Source organism: Paenibacillus sp. CB74, from assembly GCF_055687625.1.
The window spans coordinates 6,222,423-6,240,352 of sequence record NZ_CM146009.1; the positions used below are offsets into that span (position 1 = coordinate 6,222,423).

Consider the following 17,930-nt stretch of genomic DNA (forward strand, 5'->3'; position numbering starts at 1 on the left):
TTTTAAGGAGGCCACGTTCAAATGGCAAAGGCTAAATACGAACGTAATAAACCCCACGTTAACATCGGTACTATCGGTCACGTCGATCACGGTAAAACAACTCTGACTGCTGCAATCACAACTGTATTGTCCAAAACTTACGGTGGTGCTGCTGTAGCATTCGACCAAATCGACAAAGCTCCAGAAGAGCGCGAGCGCGGTATCACTATCTCCACAGCACACGTTGAGTACGAAACTGACACTCGTCACTACGCTCACGTAGACTGCCCAGGTCACGCCGACTATGTTAAAAACATGATCACTGGCGCGGCACAAATGGACGGAGCTATCTTGGTAGTATCAGCAGCTGACGGCCCAATGCCACAAACTCGTGAGCACATCTTGCTCTCCCGTCAAGTAGGCGTACCTTACATTGTTGTATTCTTGAACAAATGTGACATGGTTGAAGACGAAGAGTTGTTGGAATTGGTTGAGATGGAAGTTCGCGACCTTCTTAACGAATATGAGTTCCCAGGTGACGATACTCCAATCACTCGTGGATCTGCTCGTGAAGCACTGGCTAACCCAGATGGCGAATGGGCTCAAAAAATCGTTGAGATGTTCAAAGAAATCGACACTTACATCCCACTGCCTGAGCGTCAAACTGACAAGCCTTTCTTGATGCCTGTCGAGGACGTATTCTCTATCACTGGTCGTGGTACTGTTGCTACTGGCCGTGTAGAGCGTGGTACTGTTAAAGTCGGCGAAGAGATCGAAATCGTTGGTATCACTGAAGAAACTAAAAAATCTGTTGTAACTGGCGTTGAGATGTTCCGCAAATTGCTGGATTCCGCTCAAGCAGGTGACAACATCGGAGCACTTCTTCGTGGTGTTGACCGTAACAACATCGAGCGTGGCCAAGTTTTGGCTAAACCGGGTTCTGTTAAGCCTCACACAGAATTCACAGCTCAAATCTACGTTTTGACTAAAGAAGAGGGCGGACGTCACAAACCATTCTTCACTGGTTACCGTCCACAGTTCTACTTCCGTACAACTGACGTAACAGGCATCATCAACTTGCCTGAAGGTACTGAAATGGTAATGCCTGGTGATAACATCACAGTTACTGTTTCCCTGATCTCCCCAATCGCGATTGAAGAAGGAACTAAGTTCTCCATTCGTGAAGGTGGACGTACAGTAGGTGCCGGTTCCGTAGCATCGATCCAAAAATAATTCGGCTTAACGCTGAATAAAGCATATGCAACAGTGTACTGGAACGAGTAACATTGTATTGTAACGAAGCTTCGGAAGAGTTCTTTATCCGACATCGGATAAAGAACTCTTTTATTATGTGTAAAGTTTCGGAACCTGCGTCATATAAAATGAACATCATTTACGAGTTTAGAAGGATTGGCAAGGCAGCCTGGATATTGAAGATAAACACTACAATAAACGAAGTCATTTCATCAGAAAAGATAAGTTTAAATGTTTTTCTTAAATATGCTTGCAATACGCCTATCTTTTCTATATAATAATGAATGTTGTTCTGTGACGTTGCGATGATGTGAGAGGTTACTGGCACACCCGGCCCCTTTGCCATGGGACAGTGGCTAGAAAATTTTCACGGAGTATGTCCGATAAAAAATTGGGCGATAGAAGGAGGGACTAAAATGGCAAAGCAAAAAATTCGTATTCGTTTGAAAGCTTACGACCACAGAATTCTTGATCAATCCGCGGAGAAAATTGTTGAAACAGCAAAACGTTCGGGTGCAGGTGTATCCGGTCCGATTCCGCTTCCTACTGAAAAACAAATCATTACTATTCTTCGTGCGGTGCACAAGTACAAGGATTCTCGGGAACAATTCGAACAACGCACACATAAGCGTTTGATCGACATCGTTAACCCGACTCCACAAACTGTGGATGCCTTGATGCGCTTGGATCTGCCGTCCGGTGTAGATATCGAAATTAAATTGTAATACAAGCTACAACAAAGACCATGTATAGAGGAAAAGAGGTGTCAACATGAAAGCAATCTTAGGAAAAAAACTCGGAATGACTCAAGTATTTACTCCTGAAGGTAACGTTGTTCCAGTAACGGTTATCGAAGCAGGCCCTTGTGTTGTTTTGCAAAAGAAAGACATTGAGAACGATGGCTACGAAGCAATTCAAATCGGTTACTCCGATAAGAAAGAGAAAAATGCTAACAAGCCAGAAGCAGGTCACGCTAAAAAAGCGAACACTGCCCCTAAGCGCTACGTTCGTGAAGTTCGCGGTATCAACATCGCTGAATATGAAGTTGGCCAAGAACTGAAAGCTGACATTTTCGCTGAAGGCGAATTCGTTGACGTAACGGGTGTTTCTAAAGGTAAAGGTTTTGCCGGCGTAATCAAGCGTTGGGGACAAAGCACTGGACCTATGTCTCACGGTTCTCGTTATCACCGTGGCCCGGGTTCGATGGGTTCGATCCAAGCTAACCGCGTTCCTAAAGGCAAACGCCTGCCAGGACACATGGGACATGATACAGTTACAATTCAACGTCTTGAAGTAGTTAAAGTAGACGCTGAGCGTAACGTGTTGCTCGTGAAAGGTTCCATTCCTGGACCGAAAAACAGTCTCATCAAAGTTAAAGAAACGGTGAAAAAATAACCACTGAAGAAAGGAGGAACACAAAATGCCAAAAGTATCAGTTTACAATGTAGATGGTAGCCAAGTAGGCGAAGTAGAATTGAATGATGCGGTTTTCGGAATTGAACCGAACCAACACGTTCTGTACGATGCAGTTCTTATGCAACGCGCTTCCCTTCGTCAAGGTACCCACAAAGTAAAAGGACGTTCTGAAGTACGTGGCGGCGGACGTAAGCCTTGGAAACAAAAAGGTACAGGTCGCGCTCGTCAAGGTTCAATTCGTTCACCACAATGGAAAGGCGGCGGTATCGTATTTGGTCCAACACCACGGAGCTATGCGTATAAACTGCCTAAGAAAGTTCGTCGTTTGGCGATCAAATCAGCCCTTTCATCCAAAGTGCTTGACAATGACATTATCGTTTTGGACGCTCTCGCGTTGAGCACGCCTAAAACTAAAGAATTTGCAGCCATCTTGAGTAACCTCAAAGTGGGACGTAAGGCTTTGATCGTAGCTCCTAGCTATGATGATAATGTAGCTCTTTCCGCACGGAATATTCCAGGCGTGAAATTCGTAGCTGCTGACGGCATTAATGTTCTTGACGTGCTTTCGCACGACAAATTGATCATTACGAAAGAAGCAGTTCAGAAGGTAGAGGAGGTGCTCGCGTAATGAAGGATCCTCGTGATATTGTAAAACGTCCGATTATTACGGAACGTACTGCTGACATGATGAATGACTTGAAATATGTATTTGAAGTCGATATCCGTGCAAACAAAACCGAGATCAAAAAGGCAGTAGAAGCTATTTTCAACGTAAAAGTGAAAAACGTGAACACGCTTCGTGTTCCAGCTAAGCCAAAACGGTACGGACGTTATTCCGGATATACAAGCGAATGGAAAAAAGCGTTTGTAACGCTGACAAAAGACAGCAAAACGCTTGAGTTCTTTGAAACTGTATAATTGAATTTTTGAAGTAAGGAGGGAAACCCAGTGCCAATCAAAAAGTATAAACCAACATCCCCGGCAAGACGGAACATGTCCGTTTCTACATTTGAGGAAATCACCACAAATCAGCCGGAGAAATCGTTGTTGGCCCCGTTGAGCAAACAAGCAGGCCGCAACAACCAAGGTAAAATTACAGTTCGTCACCATGGTGGTGGACACAAACGTAAATACCGTATCATTGACTTCAAACGTACTAAAGATGGAATACCGGGCCGCGTTGCTACGATTGAGTATGACCCGAACCGTACATCTAACATCGCTCTGATTCATTATGCTGATGGTGAAAAGCGTTATATCATCGCTCCTAAAGGTTTGAAAGTTGGAGATCAAGTATTCTCCGGACCTGAATCAGACATTAAAATTGGTAACGCACTGCCACTCGAAAACATTCCAGTAGGTACCGTTATCCACAACATCGAGTTGAAACCAGGTAAAGGCGGACAATTGGTTCGTGCTGCTGGTACAGAAGCTCAATTGCTTGGTAAAGAAGAAAAATACGTATCCGTTCGTCTCTCTTCCGGAGAAGTTCGTCGTATTTTGAAAGTTTGCCGCGCGACAATCGGATCTGTTGGTAACCAAGACCACGAGCTCATCAAAATCGGTAAAGCCGGTCGTAGCCGTTGGTTGGGTAAACGTCCTGAGGTTCGTGGTGTAGTAATGAACCCTAACGATCACCCACACGGTGGTGGTGAAGGTCGTGCTCCAATCGGACGTAAATCGCCAATGTCACCATGGGGTAAACCTACTCTTGGTTACAAAACGCGTAAGAAAAATAAAGCTTCTGATAAATACATCATTCGCCGCCGCACGAAGTAATACACACTGTGCATAACTTCGTGAGGCATCTGCGGATGCATAATAGCTACGTTTGAAGGGAGGATCTCCACATGGGTCGCAGTTTGAAAAAAGGGCCATTCATTGATGGCTACATGCTCAAAAAGGTAGAAGAGATGGAAGCTTCAGGTAAGAAGAACGTTATCAAAACCTGGTCCCGTCGTTCTACAATTTTCCCACAATTCATCGGACACACATTTGGCGTTTACGACGGTCGTAAACACGTGCCAGTGTATGTAACTGAGGACATGGTTGGACACAAACTGGGTGAGTTCGCTCCAACCCGTACGTACAAAGGCCATACTGATGATGATAAGAAAACAAGAAGATAAATGAACATCTTTAATGTTTGAGAGGAGGTTACACAATGGAAGCAAAAGCACATGCTAAGTTTATCCGGATTGCTCCTCGTAAAGTTCAACTCGTTGTTGACTTGATTCGCGGCAAGCAAGTAGGTGAGGCGGTTGCCATTCTCCGTCACACTCCGAAATCCGCTTCTCCAATCGTTGAGAAGTTGCTTAACTCCGCTATTGCGAATGCGGAACATAACTATTCTTTGGATGTTAACAACTTGGTTATCTCGCAAGCTTACGTGAACCAAGGACCGACAATGAAACGTTTCCGCCCTCGTGCAATGGGACGTGCAAGTCGTATTAACAAACGTACTAGCCACATTACTTTGGTGGTATCTGAGAAGTAGAAGGAGGGGAAATGTGTGGGCCAAAAGGTAAATCCAGTCGGACTCCGTGTCGGAATTATCCGTGACTGGGAATCTAAGTGGTATGCAGGCAAAGACTTCGGTGATCTTTTGATGGAAGACGTGAAAATTCGTGAATTCCTGAAAAATAAATTGAAAGACTCCGCTTTATCTCGTGTAGAAATTGAGAGAGCGGCTAACCGCGTAAACGTAACGATTCACACTGCTAAACCAGGTATGGTAATTGGTAAAGGTGGTTCGGAAGTTGAAAATCTTCGTAATCAAATTACGAAAATTGCTGGCGGTAAAAAAGTACACATCAACATTTCTGAAATTAAAAACCAAGACTTGGACGCTATTCTTGTAGCTGAAAGCATTGCACAACAATTGGAACGTCGCGTTTCTTTCCGTCGTGCTCTGAAACAAGCGATTCAAAGAACTATGCGCTCCGGTGCTAAAGGTATCAAAACTCAAGTAGGCGGACGTCTTGGCGGTGCTGAGATCGCACGTTCTGAAGGCTACAGCGAAGGAACTGTTCCACTGCACACACTGCGTGCTGACATTGACTATGGTACAGCAGAGGCTCATACTACTTACGGACGTATTGGCGTAAAAGTATGGATCTATCGTGGAGAGGTTCTTCCTACGGCTAAGAAACAAGCTGCTAAGGAAGGAGGCAACTAATCATGTTGGTACCAAAACGCGTAAAACACCGTAAGCAACAACGTGGACATATGAAAGGCCAAGCTAAAGGCGGAACGACTCTGAACTTTGGCGAATACGGTCTGCAAGCTACGGAACCGGCTTGGATTACGAACCGTCAGATCGAAGCGGCTCGTATTGCAATGACTCGTTACATCAAACGTGGTGGTAAAGTTTGGATCAAAATCTTCCCAGACAAACCAATCACTCAAAAGCCTCTCGAGGTTCGGATGGGTAGCGGTAAAGGTAACGTAGAAAAATGGGTTGCAGTAGTGAAACCAGGTAAGATCATGTTTGAACTTGCTGGTGTACCGGAGGAAATTGCACGCGAAGCAATGCGTCTTGCCGCTCACAAACTGCCAATCAAAACGAAGTTCGTGAAACGTGAAGAATTGGGTGGTGAAGCAAATGAAAGCTAGTGAATTTCGCAACCTAACCTCTGCTGAAATCGAGCAAAAGATTGCCGGATTTAAAGAAGAACTCTTTAACCTCCGCTTTCAATTAGCTACCGGTCAGCTGGATAACCCGACTCGCATCCGTGATGTGCGGAAAGAAATAGCTCGTGCTAAAACCATTATCCGTGAGAGAGAATTGGGAATCGGTTAATTAGGGATAGGATGGACAATCCGTCCGTAATCAGGAAGGAGGCCAACAATGAGCGAAGAACGTAACGCACGTAAAGTGCAAACTGGTAAAGTGGTCAGCGATAAAATGGACAAAACAATTGTTGTTGCTGTAGAAACTTACAAAAAACACAACTTGTACCATAAGCGCATTAAGGTTACTAAAAAATTCAAAGCACATGACGAAGAAAACACTGCGAAAATCGGTGACACGGTGAAAATCATGGAGACTCGTCCGCTTTCGAAAGATAAACGCTGGAGACTTACTGAAATCGTAGAAAAAGCGGTTATCATCTAATGCTCAGCAGCACTGCTGAAAGGAGGAATACTAAATGATTCAACCATTTACACGTTTGACTGTGGCTGACAACTCCGGTGCGAAGGAACTGATGTGTATCCGCGTACTCGGCGGTACGGGACGTCGTACAGCTCAAATCGGTGATCTGATCGTTTGTTCTGTTAAACAAGCAACACCAGGCGGCGTTGTCAAAAAAGGTGATGTAGTTAGAGCGGTTGTCGTTCGTACGAAACGTTCTGTACGTCGTAAAGACGGTTCCTACATCGGTTTTGATGAAAATGCAGCGGTTGTTGTAAAAGACGACAGAAGCCCACGTGGAACACGTATTTTCGGACCAGTTGCTCGCGAACTTCGCGATAAAGACTTCATGAAAATCGTTTCCTTGGCTCCAGAAGTAATCTAAAGCTTTAATCTCGTGATGTTAGAAACAGGAGGTGTACGAAATGCCAAGAGTGAAAAAAGTTCTGGAATCCCATAACAACAAACTTCACGTTAAAAAGGAAGATACGGTTATGGTGATCAGCGGTAAAGACAAAGGTAAAAAAGGCCGTGTCATCGCTGCTTATCCTCGTGAGAACCGCGTCCTTGTGGAAGGTGTTAACATGGTGAAAAAACACCAGAAGCCTAACCAGCAAAACCCGCAAGGCGGCATTATCGAGAAGGAAGCTCCGATTCACGTTTCCAACGTAATGCACATCGATCCGAAGAGCGGAAAAGTAACCCGTGTAGGTTACAAAGTTTTGGATAACGGAAAGAAAGTGCGCGTTGCTAAACGTTCCGGAGAAATTATCGACTAATTGAACCGAATGAGAAAGGAGGGCTATGATTCATGGCATCAAGAATGAAAGAACGTTACCTGCAAGAAATCGCTCCTGCTTTGATGCAGAAGTTTAACTATACAACGGTAATGCAAGTGCCGAAAATCGAGAAAATCGTTATCAACATGGGTGTGGGCGACGCTGTCCAAAACTCCAAAGTGTTGGATTCCGCAGTAAACGATTTGCAACTGATCGCAGGTCAAAAACCTGTAATCACTCGTGCAAAAAAATCAATCGCAGGATTCAAACTGCGTGAGAATATGCCTATCGGTGTGAAAGTAACATTGCGCGGCGAGCGTATGTACTTCTTCCTCGATAAACTGTTCAACGTTACGCTTCCTCGTGTCCGCGACTTCCGCGGTGTATCGAGCAAAGCTTTCGACGGACGTGGTAACTACACACTGGGTCTGAAAGAGCAATTGATCTTCCCAGAGATCGAGTATGATAAAGTTGATAAAGTCCGCGGTATGGATATTGTCATCGTAACAACGGCGAAAACAGACGAAGAGTCCCGCGAATTGCTCACGCAAATGGGAATGCCTTTCGTTAAGTAATGTTGGCATAACGTTTCCGGGTGTCTGGAAAGACTCCCTTTTCTCCGAAATTATTTAGGAGGTGTCAGGCTAAGTGGCAAAAACTTCGATGAAAGTTAAACAACAACGTACACCAAAGTTTAAAGTACGTGCATATACACGCTGTGAGCGTTGCGGACGTCCACATTCGGTCCTGCAAAAGTTCAAAATTTGCAGAATTTGCTTCCGTGAATTAGCTTATAAAGGCCAGATCCCTGGCGTGAAAAAAGCAAGCTGGTAAAAAGTCCTGAACGGGAAGGAGGTTAACTCACAATGACTATGTCTGATCCAATTGCAGATATGCTTACTCGTATTCGTAACGCGAACACTGTTCGTCACGAAACGGTAGAAATGCCTGCTTCGACAATGAAAAAACAAATCGCCGATATCCTGAAGCGTGAAGGTTTCATCCGTGATGCTGAAGTTATCGATGATAACAAACAAGGGATTATCCGTGTTTTCCTGAAATACGGTCAAAATAACGAGCGCGTTATCACTGGTCTGAAAAGAATCAGTAAACCTGGTCTTCGTGTTTACACGAAAAGCAATGAAGTACCTCGTGTACTTGGTGGCCTGGGAATCGCGATCATCTCGACATCCAAAGGTATCATGACGGACAAAGAAGCTCGTCAATCGAAATCCGGCGGAGAAGTCGTTTGCTACGTTTGGTAATATAACGTCACAAGATAGGAGGTGCAACATATGTCTCGTATTGGTCGCAAACCAATCACAGTACCAAGTGGTGTAGACATCACCCTGGACAACACCGTTATTACGGTAAAAGGACCAAAAGGAACTTTGACTCGTGAGCTTCATAAAGACATGAAGGTTACAGTTGAAAATAACGAAATCACAGTTGTGCGTCCTTCCGATAACAAAACTCACCGTTCTTTGCACGGCACAACGCGCAGCGTTGTAAACAATATGGTGAGCGGCGTTACTGAAGGATTCGCGAAATCTCTGGAATTGGTTGGGGTCGGATATCGTGCAAGCAAATCCGGAGATAAAATCGTTCTGAACGTTGGTTACTCTCACCCGGTTGAAATTACACCGGAAGCGGGAATTGAATTCGAAGTACCTTCGAATACAAAAATCATCGTTCGCGGAATCGACAAAGAGCGTGTAGGTGCTTACGCTGCTAAAATCCGTTCCGTACGTGAACCTGAGCCATACAAAGGTAAAGGTATTAAATATGAAGGCGAGCGTATCATCCGTAAGGAAGGTAAAGCCGGTAAGAAGAAATAAGATTTCTCTTACCGCCTTTGCGCGGCTTTCGGCTTGCTTGCTTCGTGTGTTTCTAATATACCCCGTGGCTTCTGCTTTGAAGCCAGCGAGGTAACCTGAAAGGAGTGAATCTTTGAGATGATTACGAAACCAGATAAAAATAAGGCTCGTCTGAAAAGACACCTTCGTGTTCGTAAGAAAATCCAAGGAACGGCAGCACGTCCTCGTTTGAACGTATTCCGTTCTGGTAAACATATGTATGCTCAAATCATCGATGATGTTGCTGGTGTAACAATCGCTTCCGCGTCTACCGTAGACAAAGAATTGAGCACTGACATCAAAAATGGTGCATCTGTTGAATCAGCTCGTAAAGTTGGCGAACTCGTTGCTAAACGTGCGAAAGACAAAGGTGTTTCCAACATCGTATTTGACCGTAGCGGATATCTGTACCATGGTCGTATCGCAGCTTTGGCTGAAGCGGCTCGTGAAGCAGGACTTGAGTTTTAAGATATTTTTCAAAAGGAGGTTAACGACTTGCGTGTAGATCCGAATACTTTGGAACTGACTGAAAGAGTTGTAAATATTAATCGCGTAGCTAAAGTAGTAAAAGGCGGACGCCGTTTCAGCTTTAGCGCACTGGTTGTAGTCGGCGACGGCAACGGCTGGGTTGGAGCTGGTATCGGTAAAGCGGGCGAAGTACCTGATGCAATTCGCAAAGGTATTGAAGACGCTAAGAAAAACCTTGTACACGTTCCACTCGTAGGAACATCGATTCCTCACTTGGTAACAGGTAAGTTCGGCGCAGGACGCGTGCTGTTGAAACCAGCATCTGAAGGTACTGGTGTTATCGCTGGTGGTCCTGTACGTGCGGTTCTCGAACTTGCTGGTGTAGGTGACATTTTGACAAAATCTCTGGGTTCTTCGAATTCCATGAACATGGTCAATGCGACTTTGGAAGGTTTGTCCCGTTTGAAGCGTGCTGAAGACGTGGCTAAACTGCGCGGAAAATCCGTCGAAGAGCTTCTGGGTTAAGGAGGGAATTCTCATGGCTAAATTAGAAATTACCCTCGTCCGCAGTTTGATCGGACGTCCGGAGACGCAAAGAACAACTGTGAAAACATTGGGTTTGCGCAAAATCAATAGCAAAGTGGTTCAAAACGATAATCCTGCCATCCGTGGTATGATTAACAAAGTAAGCCACTTGGTTGCTGTTAAAGAAGTAGAAGCTTAAAAACGGGTTAATCCCACAAATCTTTAAGGAGGTGCAACGAACGATGAAGTTACATGAGCTTTCACCATCTCCTGGATCCCGCAAAGAACGTAAACGTGTTGGTCGCGGTCCAAGTAGTGGTACAGGTAAAACATCAGGTCGCGGTCACAAAGGACAAAATTCTCGTTCTGGCGGTGGAGTTCGTCCAGGCTTCGAAGGTGGACAAAATCCATTGTATCGTCGCTTGCCAAAACGTGGTTTTGTAAACCCAACTCGCAAAGAATATGCAGTTGTGAATACTGAAGACCTGAACAGTTTTGCAGCGGGTACTGAAGTAACTCCAGAATTCTTGATGACGAATGGCGTAGTTAAAAACGCTAAATCCGGAATCAAAATTCTGGGTAACGGTGATGTCACTGTGAAGCTGACTGTTAAAGCTAACAAGTTTTCTCAATCTGCTATTGAGAAAATTGAAGCTGCTGGCGGTACAACTGAGGTGATTTAATGTTCAAGACCCTAAAGAATATCTGGCGGGTTGAAGATCTGCGCAAAAGGGTATTATTTACCCTTTTTGTACTGATCATTTACCGCATCGGCTCCTTTGTCCCCGTGCCGGGAGTTAACAAAGATGTGTTCGAAGCGACAAATTCTGCGGGTAAAGAAGTTTTTGGACTTCTCAATACGTTCTCGGGTGGAGCGCTCTTCCAGTTCTCGATATTTGCGCTCGGGATCGTGCCTTACATCACTGCGTCTATCATAGTACAGTTGCTTTCCATGGACGTTATTCCTAAATTAGCGGAGTGGGCAAAGCAAGGTGAACAAGGTAAGAAGAAATCTGCACAGTTGACCCGTTATTTAACCATCGGGCTGGCATTGATTCAAGCGTTTGGTACGTCGATCGGATTCAACCGCTTGTACAATACAGAGATGGTGCCTAACGCTACATTTGCAGATTATATCTTGATCGCGATTGTACTTACGGCCGGTACTTCATTCCTGATGTGGCTTGGTGAGCAAATCACCGAGAAGGGCATAGGAAACGGAATTTCGATCTTGATCTTTGCAGGTATCCTATCTACGGTGCCTAATATTATCAAACAAACGATCGAATCTGACTTCATCCAACCTGACCAACTGTTTATGAATATTCTTAAAGGTGTAATCATCGCAATTGTTATTGTGCTGATCATCATAGGGGTCATTTACATTCAGCAGGCGATTCGGAAAATTCCTGTACAGTACGCTAAACGTGTCGTAGGTAACAAAATGTACGGTGGACAGAATACACATATCCCGCTGAAAATTAATGCAGCAGGTGTTATCCCTGTCATCTTTGCTTCATCGCTGTTGATGTTCCCAACGATCATCGCCAACTTCTGGGCAGATCGCATCTGGGCACAGTGGATCGGACAGAATCTGACTACACACAAACCTCTGGGTATGTTACTGTATGTTGTGATGATCTTCGGTTTCACATTCTTCTATACTTTTGTACAGATGAATCCACAGCAGATGGCTGATAATATGAAAAAGAACGGCGGTTACATCCCAGGCATTCGCCCGGGTAAAGCAACCGAGAAATATCTGACCCGTGTCATGACTCGTTTGACAATGGCCGGAGCCATCTTCTTGGCAGTCATTTCCGTTCTGCCTGTATTCTTAGGGGCACTTTCTGGTTTGCCTCAATCTGCGCAAATTGGAGGAACATCCCTCCTGATCGTTATCGGTGTTGCGCTGGATACGATGAAGCAAATCGAAAGCCAATTGATCAAACGCCACTACAAAGGTTTTATCAATAAATAGGCAATAGGTACCGGTCGAGTGAAGATTTACTTGCCGGCACCTATTGTGCTGTTTGTTGATGTAGGGTAGTCTTGGAGGGAGTGACATAACGTGAACATCCTATTCATGGGCCCTCCTGGGGCAGGAAAAGGAACACAAGCAGACGTCATCGTGAAAGAGTTCGGTATTCCCCATATTTCAACAGGCGATGCATTTCGTCTAGCGATCAAACAGGGAACTCCCATTGGCCTGAAAGCCAAGGAATATATGGATCAAGGATTGCTTGTACCAGATGATGTAACCATTGGCATCGTTGAAGAACGTTTGCAGCAGCCTGACTGCAGAGAAGGTTTCCTCTTGGACGGATTTCCAAGAACCCTGTCACAAGCAGAAGCGCTCGATGGCATTCTGGACCGATTGAACTCAGGTCTCGATCATGTAATCAACCTGAAAGTGGATCGCAACAAATTACTCGCTCGTTTGACGGGTCGTCGGATTTGTAAAAACTGTGGTTCCACTTATCATGTGGTATTCAATCCGCCTAAGCAGGAAGGTATTTGTGATAAATGCGCTGGTGAGTTGTATCAACGCTCTGATGATAATGAAGAGAGTGTAGGTACACGACTGGACGAGTATATCAACAAAACAGCACCACTCCTCACGTTCTATGAGACTAAAGGTCTTCTTCGTCAAGTGAACGGAGAACAGGATATCGATCAAGTTTCTCAAGAAATCGTGTCCTTACTGAGAGGTTAATTGATGATCATTGGTAAGTCCGAAACGGAACTGGGCTTGATGAGGGAAGCAGGGAGAATTGTTGCGGAAACGCATCGTCTCTTGGCAGAGCATATCGCTCCCGGTATTACGACTGGTGAACTTGACCATATGGCTGATCAATATATCCGCAGTCAAGGAGCTGTGCCGTCTTTCAAAGGTTATAACGGTTTCCCTGCCAGTGTGTGCGCTTCAGTAAATGAAGAGTTGGTACATGGATTTCCCGGCAAACGCAAGTTGAACGAGGGCGATATCGTTACGTTTGACATTGGCGCGCAGTACCAGGGGTATCATGGAGATTCCGCCTGGACTTATCCGGTCGGCCGTATTTCCGAAGAAGCCCGTCGTCTTCTGGACGTTACCGAGGCTTCGTTATACGCAGGTCTGGCGCTGGTAAAACCGGACGTTCGCTTGTTTACAATATCTCATGCGATTCAGAAATATATTGAAGATGAAGGGTTCTCAGTTGTTCGTGAATATGTCGGTCACGGCATAGGCGCAGATCTGCACGAAGAACCACAGATTCCGAACTATGGTCTTCCCGATCGGGGACCACGGCTCAAAGCGGGCATGGTGCTGGCCATAGAGCCGATGGTTAACGTAGGAAGACGGTATGTGAAAACGTTGGAAGATAACTGGACTGTCGTCACGGTTGATGGAAAGTTATGTGCCCACTTTGAACACACCGTAGCAGTTACACCAGATGGTATGGAAATTTTCACGAAACTGAATGCGTAGGTGATGAGGCATGAACAGTCAGTCTAATCCGCAGCTCGGTCAACTTGTGAAGATCCGTAAAGGCCGCAATGCGGACCAAGCCGCAGTAATTGTTGCTATAGCGGACAGTAAGTTCGTATATATCGCGGATGGAGACAAACGTAAGTTTGATCAACCCAAGAAGAAGAATCTTCTTCATCTTGAACTCCAGCCCATGATTAGCAGCGAGGTTGTGAACAGTTTAAACGAGAGTGGTCGGGTGACAAATGGAAAGCTCCGCTATGCGGTCCATTCATTTCTGGAATCCACCAACATTCAAGCTGAAGAGAAAGGAGACTGACTAATGGCCAAGGAAGATGTCATTGAAGTGGAAGGTACGGTTCTTGAACCGCTACCGAATGCAACATTCAAGGTTGAGCTTGAGAACGGTCATCAAATTCTCGCTCACGTTTCCGGAAAACTACGGATGCACTTTATTCGTATCCTGACTGGAGACAAAGTAGTTGTTCAGTTGTCGCCTTATGATTTAACAAAAGGTCGCATAACTTACCGTAAATAGTAGTAGACAGTTGCAATGAACTGTGAAGCTTATGAAGCGGGTTTTGCCCGGCAAAACTTGCGAAAGCTTCGAAGCCGGTTTTACAATAGTAGAACAAGGTCAATGCTTACGAAGAGGGTTTTGCTTAGCAAAACTTTGAGGAGGTAATTCACATGAAGGTAAGACCTTCGGTCAAGCCGATTTGCGAAAAATGCAAAGTCATTCGCCGCAAAGGGAATGTTATGGTTATCTGTGAAAATCCGAAACACAAACAAAAACAAGGTTAAAGAAGGGGGTGTAGCGTAAAATGGCACGTATAGCTGGTGTGGATTTGCCACGTGATAAGCGCGTTGAGATCGCCTTGACTTATATTTTCGGAATCGGTAAAACGACTTCCCAGAAAATTCTGAGCACAACAGGCATCAATCCGGACACTCGTGTTCGTGATTTGACGGAAGATGAAGTCAGCAAATTGCGTGAAAGTATCGATAAAGAGGTCAAAGTAGAAGGTGACCTGCGTCGAGAAATCTCTTTGAATATTAAACGTTTGACGGAGATCGGTTGTTACCGTGGAGTTCGTCATCGTCGTGGTCTGCCTGTTCGTGGACAACGTACGAAAACGAATGCTCGTACTCGTAAAGGTCCTCGTCGTACAGTAGCGAACAAGAAGAAATAATAAGGGGGGATAAGAGAAAATGGCTAAACCGAAAAAAGTCGTACGTACTAAACGTCGTGACCGTAAGAATATTGAATCTGGCGTGGCACATATCCGTTCCACTTTCAATAACACTATCGTTACTATTACGGATCCTCACGGAAATGCAATTTCGTGGGCAAGCTCCGGCGGTCTCGGATTCAGAGGTTCCCGTAAATCGACTCCGTTTGCTGCACAAATGGCTGCTGAGACTGCTGCCAAAGCTGCAATGGAACATGGGATGAAAGCCGTTGAGGTTATGGTTAAAGGACCAGGCGCAGGCCGTGAAGCAGCGATCCGCTCTTTGCAAGCTGCTGGTCTTGAAGTTAACCTGATCAAAGACGTAACTCCAGTCCCGCATAACGGATGCCGTCCTCCAAAACGTCGTCGTGTCTAATGAGATTTGCCCCTGCGTGTGGTATATTTCCGGCACAATCTGCTAATAATGGTTGTTTAGGCATACTACTACATGTTTTCGCAAGAGAAGGTAAATGTTTCATAGAGGACCGACGTTTTGAAGGAGGGGTATTGCAGTGATTGAAATCGAAAAGCCGAAAATTGAGACGGTAGACGTCAACGATGATGGCACCTATGGGAAATTCGTAGTAGAACCGCTTGAGCGCGGATATGGTACGACGCTTGGAAACTCGCTTCGCCGAATCTTGCTCTCGTCACTGCCGGGTGCGGCAGTGTCTTCGGTTCAAATCGATGGCGTTCTGCATGAATTTGCTACAGTTCCTGGCGTAATGGAAGATGTTACGGAGGTTATTCTTAACCTGAAAGCTTTGTCGCTTAAGATTCATTCGGATGAGGAGAAAGTGCTCGAGATTGATGCTGAAGGCGAAGGAGCAATTACGGCTGGAGATATCCGTGCTGACTCCGATGTGGAAATCCTTAACCCGGATTTGCACATCGCTACGCTCGGACCAGGTTCGAGACTTCACATGCGTATTTTTGCCAATCGCGGTCGCGGCTACGTCCAGGCAGATCGGAATAAACGCGATGACCAGCCGATCGGCGTCATCCCAGTCGATTCCATCTTCACCCCGATCAGTCGCGTTAACTACGCTGTGGAAAATACGCGTGTCGGTCAAGTGACCAACTATGACAAGCTCACGTTGGAAGTTTGGACTGATGGAAGTATTCGTCCTGAAGAGGCTGTAAGCCTTGGCGCTAAAATTTTGACTGAGCATTTGATGCTCTTCGTGGGTCTTACAGACGAAGCGAAAGATGCAGAGATCATGGTCGAAAAAGAAGAAGACAAAAAAGAAAAAGTACTCGAAATGACGATCGAAGAGCTGGATCTCTCTGTTCGTTCCTACAACTGCCTCAAACGTGCCGGTATTAATACCGTGCAAGAGCTGACTACGAAAACGGAAGAAGACATGATGAAAGTCCGTAACCTCGGACGCAAGTCTTTGGAAGAAGTTCAAGAGAAGCTTGAGGAACTTGGTTTGGGACTCCGTACAGAAGAATAGACAGCCGAGTGCTTGAAGTGAAGGAGGGAAAACAATGGCATACCAAAAGTTGGGCCGTAATTCCAGCGCACGTAAAGCTTTGTTCCGTGACCTGGTAACCGACCTGTTCTTATACGAACGCATTCAGACAACTGAAGCGAAAGCAAAAGAGGTTCGCTCTATTGCTGAAAAACTGATCACTAAAGCGAAAAAGGGAGATCTTCATGCCCGTCGCCAAGTGGCAGCTTATGTTCGCCGCGAAACTATCGATGGTGAGCAAGATGCAATCCAAAAACTGTTTAGCGAATTGTCCGGTCGTTACGCTGAGCGTCCAGGTGGATACACTCGTATCTTGAAACTGGGACCTCGTCGTGGTGACGCAGCGCCAATGGTTTACTTGGAACTGGTAGACCGCGCGTAAAACAGATGAGATGAGGAAAGGGGACAGAATCAACGATTCTGGATTAACCCTTTTTTTCTCTTCATTTCGGAATTCGTGCTGTAATAGAAGCTCCGCAAGGGGCTTCTTTTGCTGTTCGGGATAGGGATATGTATAGTATGGAACAAAGGTGTGGTATTAATGCGGAACTTATGTATGACGTTAACTTATGATGGCACTGCCTATTACGGCTTTCAAGTACAGCCGGGTGGGAATACCATTCAGGATCATCTTGAAGATGCGATTCGTGCTTTAACCGGTGAGAAGGTTAAAATTACAGGTTCAGGCCGAACAGATGCAGGCGTTCACGCTCGCAGACAGATCTTCAATTTTCCTACGGAATCCCAGATCCCGATTGAACGTTGGTGTATTGCGCTCAACTCCAGATTACCCTCCGATATTGTCGTTATTGATGCGATTGAAGTTTCGGCTGATTTTCATTCTCGCTATGCAGCGAAAAAGAAAACATATCGTTACACAGTCAATGCGAATCAGTTTCCGGATGTATTCAACAGAAGACTGCAGTATCATCATCATGCGAAGCTTGATATTACGGCAATGCAGGAGGCCTTACGACATTTCATAGGGACCTATGATTATACCTCTTTTGCTTCACGCAAGTCTCAGAAAGAGAATCATGTCCGTTCGGTATACGAAGCATGGATTGAAGTGGACCGATCAATGTGCAGAGACCATCCGCGTGATCAGGGTGTCATTCACATTTATGTGAGTGGTAACGGCTTTTTGCAGCATATGGTTCGAATCATTGTAGGTACACTGCTGGAGATCGGAGAGGGCAAACGGAAAGCCTCTGATGTACCGAATATGATTGCTGCATGTAATCGATCTGCTGCAGGACCTACTGCAGTTAGCTGCGGTTTAATGCTCTGGGATCTTGAATATACAAAAGATTAAAATTGGTGAGTGAAAAGCTTAATT

General features: G+C 45.3%; 33 protein-coding genes. All 33 read left to right on the forward strand.

Annotation, left to right across the window (positions count from 1 at the left end; translation table 11 throughout):
• Nucleotides 1-21 precede the first annotated feature (21 nt).
• On the forward strand, nt 22-1,212 hold the full coding sequence (gene tuf / locus ACX9NY_RS27290) for an elongation factor Tu (RefSeq protein WP_062836181.1): 1,191 nt from the start codon (nt 22-24) through the stop codon (nt 1,210-1,212).
• A gap of 437 nt (nt 1,213-1,649) precedes the next feature.
• The gene (rpsJ, locus tag ACX9NY_RS27295; protein WP_017692074.1) at nt 1,650-1,958 is read left to right on the forward strand and encodes a 30S ribosomal protein S10; all 309 of its coding nucleotides are present in this window, start codon (nt 1,650-1,652) and stop codon (nt 1,956-1,958) included.
• Between the two features lie 46 nt (nt 1,959-2,004).
• Nucleotides 2,005-2,628, forward strand: coding sequence for a 50S ribosomal protein L3 (gene rplC, locus ACX9NY_RS27300; protein ID WP_053779208.1), 624 nt, complete (start codon nt 2,005-2,007; stop codon nt 2,626-2,628).
• A gap of 25 nt (nt 2,629-2,653) precedes the next feature.
• Complete coding sequence (rplD, locus tag ACX9NY_RS27305) at nt 2,654-3,277, forward strand: 50S ribosomal protein L4 (RefSeq protein WP_339237999.1); 624 nt, start codon at nt 2,654-2,656, stop codon at nt 3,275-3,277.
• Nucleotides 3,277-3,567, forward strand: coding sequence for a 50S ribosomal protein L23 (gene rplW, locus ACX9NY_RS27310; protein ID WP_017692077.1), 291 nt, complete (start codon nt 3,277-3,279; stop codon nt 3,565-3,567). Before rplD ends, rplW begins: the two co-directional genes overlap by 1 nt.
• Nucleotides 3,568-3,597: 30 nt before the next feature.
• Nucleotides 3,598-4,428: a 50S ribosomal protein L2 gene (gene rplB / locus ACX9NY_RS27315; protein WP_017692078.1), complete on the forward strand. Its 831-nt coding sequence runs from the start codon at nt 3,598-3,600 to the stop codon at nt 4,426-4,428.
• A 71-nt stretch (nt 4,429-4,499) separates the two neighbouring features.
• Entirely contained in the window at nt 4,500-4,778 is a 279-nt protein-coding gene (gene rpsS, locus ACX9NY_RS27320) for a 30S ribosomal protein S19 (protein ID WP_062836183.1), read from the forward strand.
• Between the two features lie 35 nt (nt 4,779-4,813).
• Entirely contained in the window at nt 4,814-5,146 is a 333-nt protein-coding gene (gene rplV / locus ACX9NY_RS27325; protein ID WP_024633583.1) for a 50S ribosomal protein L22, read from the forward strand.
• Between the two features lie 15 nt (nt 5,147-5,161).
• Nucleotides 5,162-5,827: a 30S ribosomal protein S3 gene (gene rpsC, locus ACX9NY_RS27330; RefSeq protein ID WP_339237997.1), complete on the forward strand. Its 666-nt coding sequence runs from the start codon at nt 5,162-5,164 to the stop codon at nt 5,825-5,827.
• 2 nt (nt 5,828-5,829) lie between these two features.
• Nucleotides 5,830-6,264 (forward strand): 50S ribosomal protein L16, encoded by a 435-nt coding sequence (gene rplP / locus ACX9NY_RS27335; RefSeq protein WP_017692082.1) that lies wholly within the window; start codon nt 5,830-5,832, stop codon nt 6,262-6,264.
• Complete coding sequence (gene rpmC, locus ACX9NY_RS27340; protein WP_017692083.1) at nt 6,254-6,451, forward strand: 50S ribosomal protein L29; 198 nt, start codon at nt 6,254-6,256, stop codon at nt 6,449-6,451. The genes rplP and rpmC overlap by 11 nt, the downstream gene beginning before the upstream one ends.
• 48 nt (nt 6,452-6,499) lie before the next feature.
• Nucleotides 6,500-6,766 carry a 30S ribosomal protein S17 gene (gene rpsQ, locus ACX9NY_RS27345; RefSeq protein ID WP_017692084.1) on the forward strand — a complete coding sequence of 89 codons (267 nt, stop codon included), beginning with the start codon at nt 6,500-6,502 and terminating at the stop codon, nt 6,764-6,766.
• Nucleotides 6,767-6,800: 34 nt separating this feature from the next.
• The gene (gene rplN, locus ACX9NY_RS27350) at nt 6,801-7,169 is read left to right on the forward strand and encodes a 50S ribosomal protein L14 (protein WP_017692085.1); all 369 of its coding nucleotides are present in this window, start codon (nt 6,801-6,803) and stop codon (nt 7,167-7,169) included.
• A 40-nt stretch (nt 7,170-7,209) separates the two neighbouring features.
• The gene (gene rplX, locus ACX9NY_RS27355) at nt 7,210-7,563 is read left to right on the forward strand and encodes a 50S ribosomal protein L24 (protein WP_017692086.1); all 354 of its coding nucleotides are present in this window, start codon (nt 7,210-7,212) and stop codon (nt 7,561-7,563) included.
• A gap of 32 nt (nt 7,564-7,595) precedes the next feature.
• Nucleotides 7,596-8,138 carry a 50S ribosomal protein L5 gene (rplE, locus tag ACX9NY_RS27360; RefSeq protein ID WP_253441169.1) on the forward strand — a complete coding sequence of 181 codons (543 nt, stop codon included), beginning with the start codon at nt 7,596-7,598 and terminating at the stop codon, nt 8,136-8,138.
• A gap of 73 nt (nt 8,139-8,211) precedes the next feature.
• Nucleotides 8,212-8,397, forward strand: coding sequence for a type Z 30S ribosomal protein S14 (locus ACX9NY_RS27365; RefSeq protein WP_013312154.1), 186 nt, complete (start codon nt 8,212-8,214; stop codon nt 8,395-8,397).
• 32 nt (nt 8,398-8,429) lie between these two features.
• Nucleotides 8,430-8,828: a 30S ribosomal protein S8 gene (gene rpsH, locus ACX9NY_RS27370; RefSeq protein WP_017692088.1), complete on the forward strand. Its 399-nt coding sequence runs from the start codon at nt 8,430-8,432 to the stop codon at nt 8,826-8,828.
• A gap of 30 nt (nt 8,829-8,858) precedes the next feature.
• The gene (gene rplF / locus ACX9NY_RS27375; RefSeq protein ID WP_017692089.1) at nt 8,859-9,401 is read left to right on the forward strand and encodes a 50S ribosomal protein L6; all 543 of its coding nucleotides are present in this window, start codon (nt 8,859-8,861) and stop codon (nt 9,399-9,401) included.
• A gap of 117 nt (nt 9,402-9,518) precedes the next feature.
• The gene (gene rplR, locus ACX9NY_RS27380; protein ID WP_017692090.1) at nt 9,519-9,887 is read left to right on the forward strand and encodes a 50S ribosomal protein L18; all 369 of its coding nucleotides are present in this window, start codon (nt 9,519-9,521) and stop codon (nt 9,885-9,887) included.
• Between the two features lie 27 nt (nt 9,888-9,914).
• Complete coding sequence (gene rpsE, locus ACX9NY_RS27385) at nt 9,915-10,412, forward strand: 30S ribosomal protein S5 (RefSeq protein WP_017692091.1); 498 nt, start codon at nt 9,915-9,917, stop codon at nt 10,410-10,412.
• Between the two features lie 13 nt (nt 10,413-10,425).
• Entirely contained in the window at nt 10,426-10,611 is a 186-nt protein-coding gene (gene rpmD, locus ACX9NY_RS27390; protein WP_017692092.1) for a 50S ribosomal protein L30, read from the forward strand.
• Nucleotides 10,612-10,654: 43 nt separating this feature from the next.
• Nucleotides 10,655-11,095, forward strand: coding sequence for a 50S ribosomal protein L15 (gene rplO, locus ACX9NY_RS27395; RefSeq protein ID WP_091020538.1), 441 nt, complete (start codon nt 10,655-10,657; stop codon nt 11,093-11,095).
• On the forward strand, nt 11,095-12,393 hold the full coding sequence (gene secY, locus ACX9NY_RS27400) for a preprotein translocase subunit SecY (protein WP_339257564.1): 1,299 nt from the start codon (nt 11,095-11,097) through the stop codon (nt 12,391-12,393). Before rplO ends, secY begins: the two co-directional genes overlap by 1 nt.
• 90 nt (nt 12,394-12,483) lie before the next feature.
• Nucleotides 12,484-13,128, forward strand: a complete 645-nt coding sequence (locus ACX9NY_RS27405; RefSeq protein WP_339237992.1) for an adenylate kinase — start codon at nt 12,484-12,486, stop codon at nt 13,126-13,128.
• 3 nt (nt 13,129-13,131) lie between these two features.
• Nucleotides 13,132-13,884, forward strand: a complete 753-nt coding sequence (gene map / locus ACX9NY_RS27410; RefSeq protein ID WP_036607191.1) for a type I methionyl aminopeptidase — start codon at nt 13,132-13,134, stop codon at nt 13,882-13,884.
• A 10-nt stretch (nt 13,885-13,894) separates the two neighbouring features.
• Nucleotides 13,895-14,203 (forward strand): KOW domain-containing RNA-binding protein, encoded by a 309-nt coding sequence (locus ACX9NY_RS27415; protein WP_091039171.1) that lies wholly within the window; start codon nt 13,895-13,897, stop codon nt 14,201-14,203.
• A 3-nt stretch (nt 14,204-14,206) separates the two neighbouring features.
• Complete coding sequence (infA, locus tag ACX9NY_RS27420) at nt 14,207-14,422, forward strand: translation initiation factor IF-1 (RefSeq protein ID WP_017692098.1); 216 nt, start codon at nt 14,207-14,209, stop codon at nt 14,420-14,422.
• Between the two features lie 152 nt (nt 14,423-14,574).
• Complete coding sequence (gene rpmJ, locus ACX9NY_RS27425; protein ID WP_003333770.1) at nt 14,575-14,688, forward strand: 50S ribosomal protein L36; 114 nt, start codon at nt 14,575-14,577, stop codon at nt 14,686-14,688.
• Between the two features lie 20 nt (nt 14,689-14,708).
• On the forward strand, nt 14,709-15,077 hold the full coding sequence (rpsM, locus tag ACX9NY_RS27430; protein ID WP_062329455.1) for a 30S ribosomal protein S13: 369 nt from the start codon (nt 14,709-14,711) through the stop codon (nt 15,075-15,077).
• Between the two features lie 19 nt (nt 15,078-15,096).
• Nucleotides 15,097-15,492 (forward strand): 30S ribosomal protein S11, encoded by a 396-nt coding sequence (gene rpsK / locus ACX9NY_RS27435; RefSeq protein ID WP_017692100.1) that lies wholly within the window; start codon nt 15,097-15,099, stop codon nt 15,490-15,492.
• A gap of 136 nt (nt 15,493-15,628) precedes the next feature.
• Nucleotides 15,629-16,573: a DNA-directed RNA polymerase subunit alpha gene (locus ACX9NY_RS27440; RefSeq protein ID WP_017692101.1), complete on the forward strand. Its 945-nt coding sequence runs from the start codon at nt 15,629-15,631 to the stop codon at nt 16,571-16,573.
• A gap of 34 nt (nt 16,574-16,607) precedes the next feature.
• A complete protein-coding gene (gene rplQ, locus ACX9NY_RS27445) occupies nt 16,608-16,973 on the forward strand; it encodes a 50S ribosomal protein L17 (protein ID WP_017692102.1) in 366 nt (121 codons plus the stop codon).
• Between the two features lie 159 nt (nt 16,974-17,132).
• Nucleotides 17,133-17,906: a tRNA pseudouridine(38-40) synthase TruA gene (gene truA, locus ACX9NY_RS27450; protein WP_339237989.1), complete on the forward strand. Its 774-nt coding sequence runs from the start codon at nt 17,133-17,135 to the stop codon at nt 17,904-17,906.
• Nucleotides 17,907-17,930: the final 24 nt, after the last annotated feature.